General features: G+C 64.1%; 17 protein-coding genes and 1 riboswitch. Of the genes, 9 read left to right on the plus strand and 8 right to left on the minus strand.

All coding sequences use genetic code 11. From position 1 onward, the window contains the following. Nucleotides 1-213 precede the first annotated feature (213 nt). Complete coding sequence (locus ACU8HS_RS17065; protein WP_447014748.1) at nucleotides 214-1971, plus strand: acetolactate synthase 3 large subunit; 1758 nt, start codon at nucleotides 214-216, stop codon at nucleotides 1969-1971. 26 nt (nucleotides 1972-1997) lie between these two features. Then, nucleotides 1998-2570 (plus strand): acetolactate synthase small subunit, encoded by a 573-nt coding sequence (gene ilvN / locus ACU8HS_RS17070; protein ID WP_112569519.1) that lies wholly within the window; start codon nucleotides 1998-2000, stop codon nucleotides 2568-2570. Nucleotides 2571-2611: 41 nt separating this feature from the next. On the opposite strand, the gene ACU8HS_RS17075 is transcribed toward ilvN, so the two are convergent. Continuing rightward, complete coding sequence (locus ACU8HS_RS17075) at nucleotides 2612-3457, minus strand: aldo/keto reductase (RefSeq protein ID WP_447014749.1); 846 nt, start codon at nucleotides 3455-3457, stop codon at nucleotides 2612-2614. Between the two features lie 150 nt (nucleotides 3458-3607). Between ACU8HS_RS17075 and ACU8HS_RS17080 the strand changes: the two genes are divergently transcribed. Next, on the plus strand, nucleotides 3608-4201 hold the full coding sequence (locus ACU8HS_RS17080; RefSeq protein ID WP_112569523.1) for a LysE family translocator: 594 nt from the start codon (nucleotides 3608-3610) through the stop codon (nucleotides 4199-4201). Here the strand turns inward: ACU8HS_RS17080 and ACU8HS_RS17085 are convergent. The 3 genes from ACU8HS_RS17085 to ACU8HS_RS17095 all read right to left on the minus strand — a co-directional run bounded on the left by ACU8HS_RS17085 (nucleotide 4193) and on the right by ACU8HS_RS17095 (nucleotide 6738). Continuing rightward, nucleotides 4193-4663, minus strand: a complete 471-nt coding sequence (locus tag ACU8HS_RS17085) for a DUF2269 family protein (protein ID WP_447014750.1) — start codon at nucleotides 4661-4663, stop codon at nucleotides 4193-4195. The genes ACU8HS_RS17080 and ACU8HS_RS17085 overlap by 9 nt on opposite strands. Continuing rightward, nucleotides 4663-5946 (minus strand): SDR family oxidoreductase, encoded by a 1284-nt coding sequence (locus ACU8HS_RS17090; protein ID WP_447014751.1) that lies wholly within the window; start codon nucleotides 5944-5946, stop codon nucleotides 4663-4665. Before ACU8HS_RS17090 ends, ACU8HS_RS17085 begins: the two co-directional genes overlap by 1 nt. Before the next feature lie 99 nt (nucleotides 5947-6045). After that, on the minus strand, nucleotides 6046-6738 hold the full coding sequence (locus ACU8HS_RS17095; RefSeq protein WP_447014752.1) for a hypothetical protein: 693 nt from the start codon (nucleotides 6736-6738) through the stop codon (nucleotides 6046-6048). 254 nt (nucleotides 6739-6992) lie between these two features. Between ACU8HS_RS17095 and nthA the strand changes: the two genes are divergently transcribed. The 3 genes from nthA to ACU8HS_RS17110 are packed head-to-tail and all read left to right on the plus strand — an operon-like array spanning nucleotide 6993 to nucleotide 8657. Then, a complete protein-coding gene (gene nthA, locus ACU8HS_RS17100) occupies nucleotides 6993-7643 on the plus strand; it encodes a nitrile hydratase subunit alpha (protein ID WP_112757310.1) in 651 nt (216 codons plus the stop codon). After that, nucleotides 7640-8299 (plus strand): nitrile hydratase subunit beta, encoded by a 660-nt coding sequence (gene nthB, locus ACU8HS_RS17105; protein WP_112569533.1) that lies wholly within the window; start codon nucleotides 7640-7642, stop codon nucleotides 8297-8299. The genes nthA and nthB overlap by 4 nt, the downstream gene beginning before the upstream one ends. Further along, nucleotides 8286-8657: a nitrile hydratase accessory protein gene (locus tag ACU8HS_RS17110; RefSeq protein ID WP_112757306.1), complete on the plus strand. Its 372-nt coding sequence runs from the start codon at nucleotides 8286-8288 to the stop codon at nucleotides 8655-8657. Before nthB ends, ACU8HS_RS17110 begins: the two co-directional genes overlap by 14 nt. A gap of 10 nt (nucleotides 8658-8667) precedes the next feature. Here the strand turns inward: ACU8HS_RS17110 and ACU8HS_RS17115 are convergent, their stop codons facing one another. Genes ACU8HS_RS17115 through ACU8HS_RS17125 form a run of 3 tightly spaced genes read right to left on the minus strand, consistent with a single transcriptional unit; the run spans nucleotide 8668 to nucleotide 10356 of the window. Continuing rightward, nucleotides 8668-9453: an anti-sigma factor family protein gene (locus ACU8HS_RS17115; RefSeq protein ID WP_447014753.1), complete on the minus strand. Its 786-nt coding sequence runs from the start codon at nucleotides 9451-9453 to the stop codon at nucleotides 8668-8670. Next, the gene (locus ACU8HS_RS17120; RefSeq protein ID WP_112703221.1) at nucleotides 9450-9965 is read right to left on the minus strand and encodes an RNA polymerase sigma factor; all 516 of its coding nucleotides are present in this window, start codon (nucleotides 9963-9965) and stop codon (nucleotides 9450-9452) included. Before ACU8HS_RS17120 ends, ACU8HS_RS17115 begins: the two co-directional genes overlap by 4 nt. A gap of 10 nt (nucleotides 9966-9975) precedes the next feature. Then, nucleotides 9976-10356: a COG4315 family predicted lipoprotein gene (locus tag ACU8HS_RS17125; protein ID WP_112569541.1), complete on the minus strand. Its 381-nt coding sequence runs from the start codon at nucleotides 10354-10356 to the stop codon at nucleotides 9976-9978. Between the two features lie 170 nt (nucleotides 10357-10526). Then, a riboswitch (ZMP/ZTP riboswitch) is annotated at nucleotides 10527-10607 on the plus strand. A gap of 26 nt (nucleotides 10608-10633) precedes the next feature. On the opposite strand from ACU8HS_RS17125, the gene ACU8HS_RS17130 reads away from it, so the two are divergent. The 3 genes from ACU8HS_RS17130 to ACU8HS_RS17140 all read left to right on the plus strand — a co-directional run bounded on the left by ACU8HS_RS17130 (nucleotide 10634) and on the right by ACU8HS_RS17140 (nucleotide 12936). Beyond that, entirely contained in the window at nucleotides 10634-11923 is a 1290-nt protein-coding gene (locus ACU8HS_RS17130; RefSeq protein WP_447014754.1) for a bifunctional folylpolyglutamate synthase/dihydrofolate synthase, read from the plus strand. A gap of 345 nt (nucleotides 11924-12268) precedes the next feature. After that, complete coding sequence (locus tag ACU8HS_RS17135) at nucleotides 12269-12562, plus strand: type II toxin-antitoxin system ParD family antitoxin (RefSeq protein WP_447015918.1); 294 nt, start codon at nucleotides 12269-12271, stop codon at nucleotides 12560-12562. Between the two features lie 5 nt (nucleotides 12563-12567). After that, complete coding sequence (locus tag ACU8HS_RS17140) at nucleotides 12568-12936, plus strand: type II toxin-antitoxin system RelE/ParE family toxin (protein ID WP_447014755.1); 369 nt, start codon at nucleotides 12568-12570, stop codon at nucleotides 12934-12936. Nucleotides 12937-13167: 231 nt separating this feature from the next. Here ACU8HS_RS17140 and ACU8HS_RS17145 read toward each other — a convergent pair whose 3' ends face one another. Further along, nucleotides 13168-14763: an MFS transporter gene (locus tag ACU8HS_RS17145; RefSeq protein ID WP_447014756.1), complete on the minus strand. Its 1596-nt coding sequence runs from the start codon at nucleotides 14761-14763 to the stop codon at nucleotides 13168-13170. Nucleotides 14764-14999: the final 236 nt, after the last annotated feature.

Here is a 14999-nt window from a genome sequence, read left to right on the forward strand (position 1 = left end):
CCATGACAATTTCGAACGTTCTTATCGTGGTGGGAAAGCGCATGGGCAGGATGGTGTAACCATCCGGCGACAGCCACCCATGCGCTAGACGAAGGCTCCTCGGGGGCCTTTTTTTATGCCCGAAATCAGGGCTTCCGGCCACAAACTCAAATCCCCAGCATCAAACGGAACAGACACATGGCGAGCACGGACAATCAAGCGGACAGCAATCGGATGACGGGAGCGGAAATCGTTCTCCGCGCGCTGAAGGACAACGGCGTGGAGCACATTTTCGGCTATCCCGGCGGTGCCGTCCTGCCGATCTACGACGAGATCTTCCAGCAGGACGAGATCAAGCACATCCTCGTGCGCCACGAGCAGGGGGCCGGCCATGCGGCCGAGGGTTATGCCCGCTCCACCGGCAAGGTCGGCGTCATGCTGGTCACGTCGGGTCCGGGTGCCACCAATGCGGTGACGCCGCTGCAGGATGCGCTGATGGATTCCATTCCGCTCGTCTGCCTTTCCGGCCAGGTTCCGACCACGCTCATCGGTTCGGACGCCTTTCAGGAATGCGACACCGTCGGCATCACGCGCCCCTGCACCAAGCACAACTGGCTGGTCAAGGATGTCAACGAGCTCGCCGCCGTCATCCATGAAGCCTTCCGCATTGCGCAGTCCGGCCGCCCCGGTCCCGTCGTCGTCGATATTCCGAAGGACGTGCAGTTCGCCACCGGCACCTACACGCCGCCGGCCGATCATGCGATCCAGAAGAGCTACCAGCCGAAGGTGCAGGGCGATCTGAACCAGATCCATGCGGCCATCGAAATGATGGCGAATGCGCGTCGGCCGATCTTCTATACCGGCGGCGGCGTCATCAATTCCGGCCCGGAAGCCTCGCGCATGCTGCGCGAGCTGGTCGAACTCACCGATTTCCCGATCACCTCGACGCTGATGGGCCTCGGCGCCTATCCGGCTTCCGGCAAGAACTGGCTGAAGATGCTCGGCATGCACGGCTCCTACGAAGCCAACATGGCGATGCACGATTGCGACGTCATGGTCTGCATCGGCGCCCGCTTCGACGACCGCATCACCGGCCGCTTGAATGCCTTCTCGCCGAATTCCAAGAAGATCCATATCGATATCGACCCGTCCTCGATCAACAAGAACGTTCACGTCGATCTCGGCATCCGCGGCGATGTCGGCCACATTCTCGAAGACATGATCCGCCTGTGGCGGGCGCTGCCGAAGAAGCCGGAGAAGGGGCGTCTGGACGCATGGTGGGGTGATATCGCCCGCTGGCGCGCGCGCAATTCCTTCGCCTATACCAAGAGCAACGACGTCATCATGCCGCAATATGCGCTGGAGCGTCTCTACGAGCTGACCAAGGATCGCGACACCTACATCACGACCGAAGTCGGCCAGCACCAGATGTGGGCAGCCCAGTTCTACGGCTTCGAGCAGCCGAACCGCTGGATGACCTCGGGTGGCCTCGGCACGATGGGCTACGGCCTGCCGGCAGCCCTCGGCGTGCAGATCGCCCACCCGGAAAGCCTCGTCATCGATATTGCCGGCGATGCCTCGATCCAGATGTGCATCCAGGAAATGTCGGCGGCGATCCAGCACAATGCGCCGATCAAGATCTTCATCATGAACAACCAGTATATGGGCATGGTGCGCCAGTGGCAGCAGCTGTTGCACGGCAACCGCCTGTCGAATTCCTATACGGAGGCGATGCCTGATTTCGTGAAGCTCGCCGAAGCCTATGGCGCCGTGGGCCTGCGCTGCGAAAAGCCCGAGGATCTCGATGCGACCATCCAGGAGATGATCGACGTCAAGAAGCCGGTCATCTTCGATTGCCGCGTCGCCAATCTCGCCAACTGCTTCCCGATGATCCCCTCGGGCAAGGCCCATAACGAAATGCTGCTGCCGGACGAAGCCACGGACGAGGCGGTCGCCAACGCGATCGACGCCAAGGGCCGTCAGCTCGTATAAGAACAGATAGGTAGGAACCCAGGATCATGAACGCACATCTTCAACCCACCGGCTCTGCCTATTTCATCTCTCCGGAAACGGCAGCCGTCGAGAGCCACACGCTCTCGGTGCTGGTCGATAACGAACCGGGCGTTCTCGCCCGCGTCATCGGCCTGTTTTCCGGCCGCGGCTACAATATCGAAAGCCTCACGGTTTCGGAGACGGAGCATGCGGCGCATCTGTCGCGCATCACGATCGTCACGCGCGGCACGCCGCAGGTGCTGGAGCAGATCAAGGCGCAGCTGGAGCGCATCGTGCCGGTTCATCGCGTGGTGGACCTGACGGTGCGTGCGCGCGAACTCGGCCAGGACCGGCCGATCGAGCGGGAGGTGGCGCTCTTGAAGGTGATCGGCAACGGCGAGACCCGTGCGGAAACGCTGCGGCTGGCCGACGCCTTCCATGCCAAGGTGGTGGATGCGACGGTCGATCACTTCATTCTGGAAATCACCGGCAAATCCTCGAAGATCGACCAGTTCATCGCGATCATGAAGCCGCTCGGCCTCATCGAAGTCTGCCGCACCGGCATTGCCGCGATGAACCGCGGCGCGCAGGGCATGTAATTCCGGCCCTTCGTTTCGAAAAGACAGTCCGCCGCTGGAGATCAGAGCATTTCCAGCGGCGTTTTCCTTGCCGGCGGCGGAAAGACCTCGTCGAGCGCTTCCCAGTCCTCGTCGGTAATATCGAGCGAGACGCAGTCGCGGTTTTCGTGGGCGCGCTCGATATTGGATGTCTTCGGAATGGCAAAGACGCCGTCGCGCTCCAGCAGGAAGGCGAGAGCCAGTTGCGCCGGGGTGGCCTGATAGGCCTTGGCGATATGGATCAGGTCGGGATGGTGCAGGATGCGGCCCTGTTCGATCGGCGAATAGGCCATGATCGGGATGTTGCGGTTCTGGCACCAGGGCAGGAGGTCATATTCGATGCCGCGGCGGGCGAGATTGTAGAGGACCTGATTGGCGGCTACGTTTCGCCCGCCGGGAACCGACAGCAGCTCTTCCATATCGTCGGTATCGAAGTTGGAGACGCCCCAGGCGCGGATCTTTCCGGCGGCTTTCAACGTCTCGAAGGCTTCGACGGTCTCGGCGAGCGGATAGTTGCCGCGCCAGTGCAGGAGGTAGAGATCGATACGGTCGGTGCCCAGGCGTTCCAGGCTGTTTTCGCAGGCGGTGATCGTTCCCTTGCGGCTGGCATTCCACGGATAGACCTTGCTGACGAGGAAGGTCTCGTCGCGGCGACCCTTGATCGCCTGCCCGACGATCTCTTCGGCGCCGCCGTCGCCGTACATTTCGGCGGTGTCGATCATCGTCATGCCGAGATCGAGGCCGGCCTGCAGGCTCGCGATTTCCTGCTTCGCATGGCCGGCATCCTCGCCCATGCCCCAGGTGCCCTGGCCGAGCGCGGGGACTTCGGTGCCGCCGGGAAAGGTGATGGTGGAAATCGGGTCGGCCATCTGAGTTCTCGTCCTTCGGTGATCAGCAGACTATCAGGCAATCCTGTCACCATGACAATCATGTTATGGTGACAAGGGTTTAGGGCAGTTATGCTGACCTAAATCAATGGGCTGCCGACGTATCGACATGCGCGGCCGGGGGAGGGTTTCATGCCGCTGGATACGTTTCTGGCACTGCTTCTCTTTGCTTTCACGACCTCGATCACGCCGGGGCCGAACAATATGATGCTGTTTGCCTCGGGCGTGAATTTCGGCTTCCGCCGCACCGTCCCGCATATGTTCGGCATCGGGGCGGGTTTCCTGTCGCTGCTGCTGGGGGTCGGGCTTGGGCTGGGCGCGCTGCTGCATACGGTGCCGGCGGTCTATCTCGCGCTGAAATTCGCCGGCGGGGCCTATCTCGTCTGGATCGCCTGGAAGATCGCGACCTCGCGATCGCTGGGCGAAGGCAAGAGCGGGGTGAAGCCGATGTCGTTTTTCGCTGCCGCGGCTTTCCAGTGGGTCAATCCGAAGGCCTGGGTGATGGCGGTGACGGCGATGGCGACCTATACGAATGAACAGCTCTATCTCATCAGCGTGTTGCTGGTCGGCCTTGCCTTTGCCGCGGTCAACGTGCCCTCCGTTTCCACCTGGGCGGGCTTCGGCTCGGCGCTTCGGGAGTGGCTGTCCGATCCGGTGCGGCTGAAATGGTTCAACATCACCATGGCGGTGCTGCTCGTGCTCAGCCTCTGGCCGATGCTAAAATAGCGCCGGCTTGGTCAGCATCAGCCAGAAAATGCCTGTTACGGCAAAGAAGGCCGGGAAGCCGAAGGCGAACCAGACGCGGTAGAGGCCGAAATAGGCCGGCGGCAGCGCGGTGCCCGAGGCGGCCGCGGCGCGGGCGAGATTGCGCAGCCTGATCTGGATCCAGACGACCGGCAGCCAGAAAATGCCGGTCACGACATAGAGCAGCAGCGACAGCAAAATCCAGCTTTCGGTCAGATCCCAGCCGATGATGCGGGCAAGGAGATAGCCTGTCACCGGCTGGAGAATGGCGGCGGTTGCCGTAAAGATCGTATCGGCGATGACGACGGTGCCGGCGACATGGGCGATGAGCCGGGGATCGCGGGTGCGATGGGCCATGACCATGAAGAAGGCGATGCCGGCGCCGGTGCCGAACAGCACGGTCGCACCCACCACATGGGCAAGAAGCAGCAGGTCGGCAAGCATCAGCGTTCGTCCAGGATGGCGAGGGCGGCAAGGGTCAGCAGCAGCGACGGCAATATCTTGACGAGCGGGCCGAGCGGATCGAGCCAGAGCGCCGGCTCCAGGGCCGTGGCGCCGGCGAGATAGGCGAGCGAAACGACGAGCATGCCGATGAGGGCGCGGCGGGCAAGGGGGCGCACGAGCACTGCGGCGCCGAGCGCCATGTCGATCAGGCAGGTGAGGATGGTCAGCGCCATCGCGGCCGCCGGCGGCATGAAGGGCAGGAAATGGGTGCCGGCCTGTGCCGGGGCCAGAAGCGGGATGAGGCCCGACAGCAGCCAGAAGAGCGACAGGCCCGCTATGACGGGCGCCTTCAGCAGATAGAGGCGGGCGAACCACAGGTCCTGAACGCCGGAAGGATTGGCGCCAAGCGTCTCCGCAGCCGAAAGCGCCGGCAGGCCCGAAGGTGTCGGCCGGTCCATGCGCACGCCTTCGGACATGACGGTCATGGCGGTGGAGCGCAATGGCGAGCGCCAGCCGAGATGGCCGGCGAGATCGGCAAGCCAAGAGACCGGGCGGGCGATCGACGGCGGGATGGCGATGACCGGCGCGTCCGGCAGGCCGAGCCAGGCGCGGTGCAGCCTGACAAGGCTTGCGAGCGTGTGCCGTTCTTGGGCGGCCAGTGCGATATCGCTGCCGGAGGCAAGCGCGCCCGATATCGCGGCCGAGACCGCGGCGGCGACATCTTCGGCCGCGACCGTTTCAACCGGGCTGTCGGCATGGAGGAGCGGCAGGGCAAGCGGGAAGGATGCGAGCGCGCGCAGAAGGGCTGTGCCGCCGTGGGCGTTGCGGCCGAGCACGAGGGAGGGGCGCAGGATCACGTAAGGCAGGCCGGACGCCGCAAGCGCGATATCGGCGGCGCGTTTGGTGGCGAGGAAGGGCAGGTCGGCGCCGGCGCCGTCCGTTCGGGCGGAGATCTGGACGAAGAGTGTGACACCGGCCAGTCGCGCCGCTTGCTGGAGCGCGATCATGGCGTGTTGCTGGGTGGCAGCGAGATTGTCTGAAAGACCGTCCTGGAGGGCGCCGGCGCTGTTGACGACCATGTGCTGGCCTTGCAGCACGCAGGCCCAGGTGGCCACATCGGTCATCTTCTCCAGATCGGCCCTGATCCAGCGGATGGCGGGCTGGCGGATGCGTGCCCGGTCGGGATTGCGGGCAAGCCCGGTTACGGTGCAGCCGTCGGCCAGCAAGCGCGCTGCGACCGCCGAGCCGATGAAACCTGTGGCACCGAGAATCAGGATGTTCATGGCGGCAGACTACCGAAAAACGGCATATCGGGCAGGGGGCGCGTCGCAAAACGTGCGTGTCTTGCGCGCAAGAACGGCCTTGCTTTCATTTCGGATAGCTCAAGCGACGAGGCGGGGATCGATTTTCGCCATGGGAACGGCGCATTCGGTGACGATCCGCGCCGCCAGGGATGGATCGAGCGGCGGCCTGACGTGGAAGAAGGCAAGTTCCAACGCCAGGCCGATGGCGAAGGGCCGCTTGCCGATGGGCACGAGATTTCGATCGAGAGCATCGGCCAGCTTCGGCCAAAGGCGGCGCACGTAGGCAAGGGGCGTATCGCCCGGACGGTGCTCGTCCGTCAGCCGCGGTATTCCGAACTGCGAATGGCCGATGGTCGAGATCACGTAACGAAGCGTTTCCATCGCCGTCTCTTGCGGGATCAGGGCTCCGGACCTTCTTGCCGCGCTATAGGTCAGGTTGAGCAGGGAATCATGGCTTTCCAGCAGGAAGGCGTTCGGCAGGTTGCCGGTGTAGTAACGCGAGCCATCCTCGGTTTCCATGGCAATGAGATCGGCGGCGTCGCTGAGCTGGCCGGCCGAGGCGATGTCAAACGCGGTGAGGACGCAGGAAAAACCACCGACCGATCCCAGGGCCGCGAAGAGATCGATCGAACGAACATCGCCGTCCGTCGCCATTTCCTCAGTCACGTGGTCGAGCAGGGCGCGCGCGACCAGCCCCGGGCTTTGCAAGGTATCTTCGGTCTCGCGCCGGCGCGGATCGGCAGAGGCCGGGCCGTCCGCAAGGCTTTCCATCTCCTCTCGCAAAGGGATGGATGGAGGTCCGGGCGGTTTGGTGCTGCGGCCGAATGTCGGAGCTTTCATGAGTGCGATGTTGAGACGAAGCCGTTAACGTTTGGTTAGGATGGCGGCGTGAGTGAGGATTTGCTTAATTAGTTTTTGCTTTTGTAATTACAGATGATGCCGACTGACGCATTTTCTGACGAGAAATATGCTTGGCGGCCCTCCGATCGGCGCATAAGATCGAGCGCTCTACCTTGGAGAGCGCCATGCGGCCGACAGACGACCACGCAGATCATGACCACGATCACCATGATCCTCACCACGACAACCACTATTCCGACATGCAGGCGCGCGTCAAAGCGCTGGAGACGCTGCTGACGGAGAAGGGGCTGATCGATCCGGCGGCGATCGATGCGATCGTCGAGACCTATGAGACGAAGGTCGGGCCGCGCAACGGGGCGCGGGTCGTGGCGAAGGCCTGGAGCGATCCGGATTTTGCCGAATGGCTGAAACGGGACGCGACGGCGGCGATCGCGAGCCTTGGGTTTACCGGCCGGCAGGGCGAGCATATGCGGGCCGTCTTCAATACACCGGATACGCATAACCTCATCGTCTGCACGCTCTGCTCCTGCTATCCGTGGTCGGTGCTCGGCCTGCCGCCGGTCTGGTACAAGGCGCCGGCCTATCGCTCGCGCGCGGTCATCGATCCGCGCGGCGTGCTTGCGGAATTCGGGCTGACGCTGCCGGAGGGCAAGAAGGTGCGCGTCTGGGATTCGACGGCGGAGCTGCGCTATCTCGTCATTCCCGAACGACCGGAGGGGAGCGAAGGCATGGACGAGCAGGCGCTGGCCGATCTCGTCAGCCGCGATGCGATGATCGGCACTGCCGTTGCCCATATGCCGGAGAAGGCGTCGTGAACGGGCCGCACGATCTCGGCGGGCAGATGGGTTTCGGCCCTGTGGCGCCTGAAGCAAACGAGCCCTGTTTCCATGCCGAATGGGAAAAGCGGGCGCTCGGCATCACGCTCTCCTGCGGCGCCTTCGGCGCCTGGACGATCGACGAGAGCCGGCATGCGCGCGAAAGCATTCCGCCGGCCGACTATCTCTCGGCGAGCTATTACGAGATCTGGATTCGCGGCATCGACATGCTTCTGGAGCGCCACGGATTTGCGACGCGGGAAGAGCTGCTCTCCGGCCACAGGCTGCAGGACGGCGCGGTGCCGAAGCGGGTGCTGAAGGCCGATATGGTGGCGGGCGTGCTCGCCAGGGGCGGTCCCTGCGACCGGCCGGTGGAGACGGCGCCGCTCTTCGTGGTCGGCGAGACGGTGAAGACCAGGAATTTCAATCCGGCCACGCATACGCGACTGCCGCGCTACGCCCGCGCCAGGACAGGCACGATCGAGGCGGTTCAGGGGTCCTTCGTCTTTCCCGACGACAATGCGCATGGCAAGGGCGAGAACCCGCAATGGCTCTATACGGTCGTCTTCGACGGCAGCGAGATCTGGGGCGAGGGCGCCGACCCGTCGCTGACGGTCTCGATCGATGCATGGGAGAGCTATCTTGAGCGTGTGTGAGCTGCCCTCCCAGCTGGCGCAATCGCCCGGCCTGCCGAAGTCACCGGAGGGTGATCCCGTCTTCCCGGAGCCCTGGGCGGCGGAAGCCTTCGCCATGACCGTGCATCTGCACGAGAAGGGGCTGTTTGCCTGGAGCGAATGGGCGCAGGTCCTGTCGAAGGAATTGCACAGGCCCGGCCGGGCCGAGGACGGCAGCGACTATTTCGATTGCTGGGTGGCGGCCCTTTGCGATCTGCTCGTCAGCCGCGGCGTGGCGGATGCCGACGTGATCCTCGAGCTGCAGAAGAGCTGGCAGCGGGCGGCAGAGGCGACGCCGCACGGTAGGCCGATCGAGCTTGCCAACGATCCGCTGCGGTGAGGTTGCCGTCTTACGACGGGAACTGCCGGTAACATTCCTCGGCCACCTTGCGCAGCATGTCGCGGGAGATTTCGCCCGTCACCGCATAACCGAGTTCGCCGTCGATCCAGTAGAAGGTCTCGACATCGCTGGCGGAAGCGAAGCGGAAACTCGTCGTCCTGTTTTCCTTGTTGCGGCCGACGATGACGGTCAGCCGTTCGCCGCCCTGGTCCTCGTACATGAACATGGCGCCGGGCCGGCCGTCGACCGGCAGCAGGCGGCCGCCGACCAGGTGGAAGCCGAGCGATTGCAGGTCCGGCACCTTGAGATCGGGGATCGCCAGGCGCTTGCCGAGCCAGGTCGCCAGATGCGCCTCCTCGTTGGCGAAGACCTCGACCGGGTGGCGCACCTCGCTCGCATAGACGAGGAAGGCGGTCTCGGCCTGTTTCGGCAGGGTCTCGGATTCGGCCAGCTGCAGCGGCGGGCGCTCGAAGAGCGGCGGGACGAAACGGTCGCTGAGGGCGCCGAGCGCAAAGAGCGTGACGGCGGCGGCGGCGAAGGCGGCGCGCATCGCCCAGCGGGAGGCCGGCTGCCTGGCCGGTGTCACCATGCGGGGATCCGTCTCGCGGCTCTTCTCGTAGCCTGCAAACAGCGATCTGATGCCGGCATTCTGTGCCTGCCAGCCAGCGACCATGGCGGCCTTTTCGGGGTTTTCGGCAAGGTAGGCTTCCACGCGGGCGCGGGCAGCCTCGGGCAATTGCCCGTCCGCATAGGCGTGCAGGTCCGCTTCGGTCACGGCAGGGTTGGTCTCGTTCATTTCGGTCTCCGAAGCGTAATCACGTTATCGGCTTTCATATGTTCGCTCATGCGCTGGCGCGCGCGCGACAGGCGCGACATGACAGTGCCGATCGGAATGTCCAGCATGGCGGCGACTTCGCTGTAGCTGTAGCCCTCGATGACGACGAGCATCAGCACGGCGCGGTAGTCTTCCGGCAGGCTGTTCAGCGCCTGTTCCAGCCGCAGGCGCTCCAGCGGGTCGCCCTCGGCATCCGGACCGGCCATGCCCTCGGCGGCGTCGAGTTCGACCAGCCGGTCGCGGGGGCTTGCGCGGCGGGTGTTGCGGTAGAGGTTGGTCATCGTCGTCAGGACCCAGCCGCGCAGGTTGATGCCGCGCCACTGGCCGCGCCGGGCCAGAACCTTTTCCACGCAATCCTGCAGCAGATCCTCGCCTTCGGCATCCGAGCGGGTGAGGCTGCGGGAATAGCGGCGGAGCGAGGGAAGGAGGGCCAGGATCTGGCCCTCGAACGTTTCGGGTGGGGGCGTCTTCACGCTTGCCTCATCAGGGCTTTGCCAGATCCCAGACACCGCCGACGCCATCGCCGGTAATGTCGCCGGACTTGGTGTCCTTCACCCAGTAATAGAGCGGCATGCCGTCCTTGGCCCACTGCTTGGTTCCATCCTTGCGTTCGACGAGCGAGTATGCACCATCGGCCTTGGCATCGGAAGCGGCCAGGAAGGGCGGCCAGTTGGCGGCGCACTTGTCGTAGCAGTTCGTAACGCCCTTTTCGTCCTTCTTGTAGGTGTAGAGCGTCATGCCCTTTTCACCGGCAAGAACCTTGCCCTTGGCCGTTTCGACTTCGGTGACGGCGGGGGCGGCGAAGGCTGCGCCGGCGGTGGCAGCGACAACTGCCAGCACGGACAGGAATTTCACGGACTTCATGGTCTCTCTCCTCGGGTTAGGCACGCATTCTTGCGATACCGGAGATGAGACACGGCAGGCCGCGGTTTTATTCCCCCTTTTTTGAAGGCCCGTTTGCTGCCGGCGTCGCGGCGGGCACGCTCGATGGCGCTTCGCAGGCTAGGCAGACGATCCGAAAGGTTCTAGTGTCGCGCAGCCTGCGTGACTGGCGAGACAGATGGAAAACCATCGGGGAGCGCAGGTTGCCGATGCCGCTCGCCTGGGCACAAAAGTAACCTTCGTAATGTGTGCCATGCCCATGCAAAACCAGAATCCCCGCCTTATCGAAGCCCTTTCGCAACTCGACCAGCTCACCAACTGGGAACAGCGCCCGCGCGGCGAAATGCGCGTCGGGCTGGAACCGATCCTCGATCTCTCCGCCCGGCTCGGCAATCCGCACCGCGCCTTTCGTTCCATCCATGTGGCGGGCACGAAGGGCAAGAGTTCGACCTGCGCGCTGATCGAGGCGGGGCTGCGCCATGCCGGCATTTCCGTCGGGCGTTATGCCTCGCCGCATGTGGAGCATATTTCCGAGCGCATCAGCGTGAACGGCAGGCCGGTCGAGGAAGGCGCGCTTGCCGAGGCGCTGTTTCTTGCGCTCGATGCCCTGCGGGCGGCGCGGGCGGAAGCGACGGCCGCGGAGGCCGCGACCTGGTTCGACCTGCTGACCGCCGCGGGCATCCTGATTTTCCGGGATGCCGGCATAGAATGGGCGGTGGTCGAGACGGGGCTCGGCGGGCGGCTGGATTCGACCAATATCGTCGACAGCGACGTTTCCGTCATCACCAATATCGGGCTCGAACATACGGAAATCCTCGGCAGGACGCGCGCCGCCATCGCCTTCGAAAAGGCCGGCATCATCAAGCCGCACTCGGCCGTCGTCACCCCGCTTGAGGCGGAGGACGAAGCCGGTGCGGTGATTGCGAAGCGGGCGGCCGAAGTTGACGCGCGGCTGATCCGGCCGGACTTTTCCGGGCTGAAGACGATTGCCGAACGCAATGTCGCGGTCGCCGCTGCGGCGCTCGACGTGCTCGGAGAAGGCGGTGTGACGGCCCGCGAGGGCAGGGCGGTCGGCGGCTGGCTGATCGACAGGGACGCCGAGCGGGAATCGCAGCTGCCGGGACGGCTGGAACGGTTCACCGTGCCTGTTGCCGGCCGGCGCGTTTGCGTCATGCTCGACGGGGCGCATGTGCCGTTCAATCTCGAGGCGGTGCTTGACGATCTCTCCGGCATGGACGGGTTTTCCGGCCGGGGCATCGCGGTCGTCGCGCTTGCGGCGGACAAGGATGCGGCGGGGCTTCTCGACGTTATCAGCCGATACGGCGTCTCGCCGATCTTCACCTCGGTTTCCAACCGTTTCCGTTCGCCGGCCGAACTGCAGGCGCTTGCCGGCGAGATCGGCCTTGCGAGCGAGGTGATCGAGGACCCCCAGGCCGCCTACCGGCGGGCGCTCGAACGGGCGGCCGCATCCGGCACATGGGTCATCCTGACGGGATCGCTCTATCTCGCCGGCCTGTTGCGCGAGCGGGTGATCGGCGAGGCGCGCTAGCACCTGGGAATTCGCTGTTGGCGAAGCACTGGAGCAGCGCCGCGCCGCCGAAATCGTTTACGGCGCGGACGCGCAGCGTATCCTTGACCGCTTTGCAGACAATTCGGCGAAGCTCGGGGCTTAAATCGACATCAGGGAGGGCGGCTATCTCAGGATATAGGTTAAGACCGGACAAGACCGAACGTTGCGATGCTTGTCAGCTTGCCGGATGACAGTGCCGGTGACGGCTCCGTCCGGGTCTATTGCCCGCAACTGCGTCCCCGGCTTGCAATCCGTTTCGCGATTGGCATATTATGCCATAGCTGCGGCAGTCTGAGATCGCGACAGCCAATTGGAAATTTCAACATGTCGACACGCAATGTCGTTCTCACCGAACATCACGAAGCGGTTATCGACCGGCTCGTGAAATCCGGACGCTACCAGAACGCAAGTGAAGTCATGCGCGAAGGCTTGCGCTTGATTGAACAGCGTGAGGCCCTCGACGCAGCAAGATTGGAAGCCTTGCGGGAGGCAGCGCGCATCGGCTTTACCGATCTGGATGAAGGGCGGTTCGTCGACGTGCCGGCCGACCGGCTTGGAAGCTTCATTGCCGGACTTGGGCGCAAAGCTGAAAAGCGGACACGCAAGGCCGGCATCTAGAGGCAATGGCCGATTTTCGTATTTCTGCGGCAGCACAAGCCGATATCATCGAGCTCCTCGCCCGCACTCATGAACGCTTCGGCGAACTGGCGCGATCGGGCTATGAACATTTGCTCGTCACCGCGTTAGGCGATCTGGCGGTTGATCCTGATCGGATCGGGACCGTCAAACGTCCTGAACTTGGCGAAGGCGTGCGCAGCTATCATCTACGCCATAGCCGGGACCGGGCGCGATACGAAAACGGGATCGTCCGCCGACCTCGTCATCTGCTGCTCTTCCGCCTTGCCCGTCCCGACCTGATCGGGATCGGCCGCGTGCTTTACGATGCGATGGAACTCGAACGGCATCTTCCGTCCGGCTACGGCGACGAATAGACCGGGCAGAACCGAAGGCCTGAAACAACTTTCCGCGAGATAGGTTCAAGTCGATGCGCTGTGCTCTTCGAGAGCCTGCCATCGGACACTCGCCAGCAGATCCCGAAGCCGACTGGCGATAGCTCGCACTGTAGCGCGACGTTCGCGTTTGGCTTGAGGAACGAAGGCGAGCCTTGGAGTGGCTGATCATATCCACGCCGGCGCCGCCGTTGACGACATTAGCTGGACCGTTCAGGCTTCAGCAGCAGGCTTCCGGCGGGCGATGAGCTTGCCGATGACGATCTTCGACAGGATCAGGCAGGGGGCTGCGCCGAGGAAAAACAGGAAGACCGAAAAGAAGGCGGTGTTGAAGGCGATCGTGCTTGCCTGGACCATGAGCTGCTTGCCGATCAGCGCGGCCGAAGCCCTGGTGGCGGCACCCATCTCCATTCCGTGGGCTGCGAGGCGGCGGCTTGTAAGCGCGATGCGTTCCATCACCTCCATATTGCCGGGGGTGATGTGGGCGGCGAGGACGGCGCGGTTCTGCGCCGTCTGATCCTCGATGAAGGTCTGCAGGAAGGCGATGCCGATGAGGCCGCCGATCTGGCGCCCGACGTTGAACAGGGCGACGCCATAGACCAGCTCGGCCCTGCCGAGGCTCAGCATGGTGATGAGGGTGATCGACAGGAAGAGGAAGCCGAGGGCGGCGCCGCGAACGAGGATGGCCGGAAGCATGTCGGGAATGCCGCTGCCGCTCGAAGAACCCGACAGCATCCACATGGCGCACATCAGGCCCAGCACGCCGAAGGGAACCGTTATCGCCGGCGGCAGGCCGACGCGGCGTATCAGCAGCGCGGTCAGAAACAGCGTCGCCACGAACATCAGGCTGCTCGGCAGAAGCAGGGTGCCTGCCGCGGTCGGCGTCATGCGCAGGATGGATATCGAAAAGGCCGGGATGAGATAGCTGCTGCCGAGAAGCGCAAAACCGGCGACGAAACTGGCGATGAAGCCGAATGCGAAGCCGCCATTGCCGAAGATGCCGAGATCGAGAAGCGTGGCGTCGCGTTTGCCGCGCAGGCTGTGAGCGATGAGCAGGATGGTGCTGGCGCCGGCGACGAGAGCCAGGAGGAGGACATTGTCGTTGCGCAGCCAGTCCAGCCGGTTGCCCTGGTTCAGCAGGTAGGTGATCGAGACCGCCGCCGCTGCAAAGAGCGCGGTTCCCGGCCAGTCGAAGCGCAGCCGCCGTGCTCCCGCTGCATCTGCGTTGCTGCTTCCGGCAAGCAGGCAGAGGGCGGCGAGCCCGAGCGGGATGACCGCGGCGAAAATCCATTGCCAGGATACCGTGTCGAGAAGCCAGCCGTGCATGAAGGGCGTCAGCGTTGCCGGCGCAACCACGGCGCCGATGGCAAAAACGGCCTGGATGATCGGCTGGTGCCTTGCGGCAAAGACCTGAAAGAGCAGCGTCTGGGCGCTGACCAGCAGAACGCCGCCGGCAAAACCCTGAAGGACCCGGAGAGCGAAGAGCGTATTCAGTTCGCTGCAATAGACGGACAGGGCGCAGGCAAGCGTCATTGCGGCCGTGGCAGCGCTCAGCGCACCCTGCAGGGTGAACCTGCCGGCAATCCAGGGCGCCAGGCCGAAGGCGAGGAGCTTGGCTGCGGTATAGCCGACATCGAGCCTGACAAACTCGTCCGAGGAGGCATAGGTATCCCCCATGATATCGAGCCTTGCCAGCGACAGCACGGTGCCGGCGATCGCCTCGGTCAATGCGGCCAGAACCGCCCCGGCGAGGAGGCTGGTGCGGGAGAGGGGCAAAACCCGGCTGCGCTCGATCGGTAGGTCAGACATGCTGCATGGTCCTTGCTGGCGGAAGCGCGTGCCCGTCGCGGGCGGGCGCCAGCGTGAAAGATGCGGCAGGTTGGGCGAATTGATAATCCGCGATCTGGTGGAAGGACTATAAAGCCTGGCTTGCAAGTCTTGCCGTATTGCGCAGCCGGCGCGGACGCTCTGGGCGGCGATCGCGGAGCTTGCGCCGCCGACGGGAATTTCCGCCTTGCCTATGGGAGGCGAATCCTGCCAAGTCG

It is taken from the genome of Rhizobium sp. KDH_Rht_773_N (assembly GCF_052946295.1).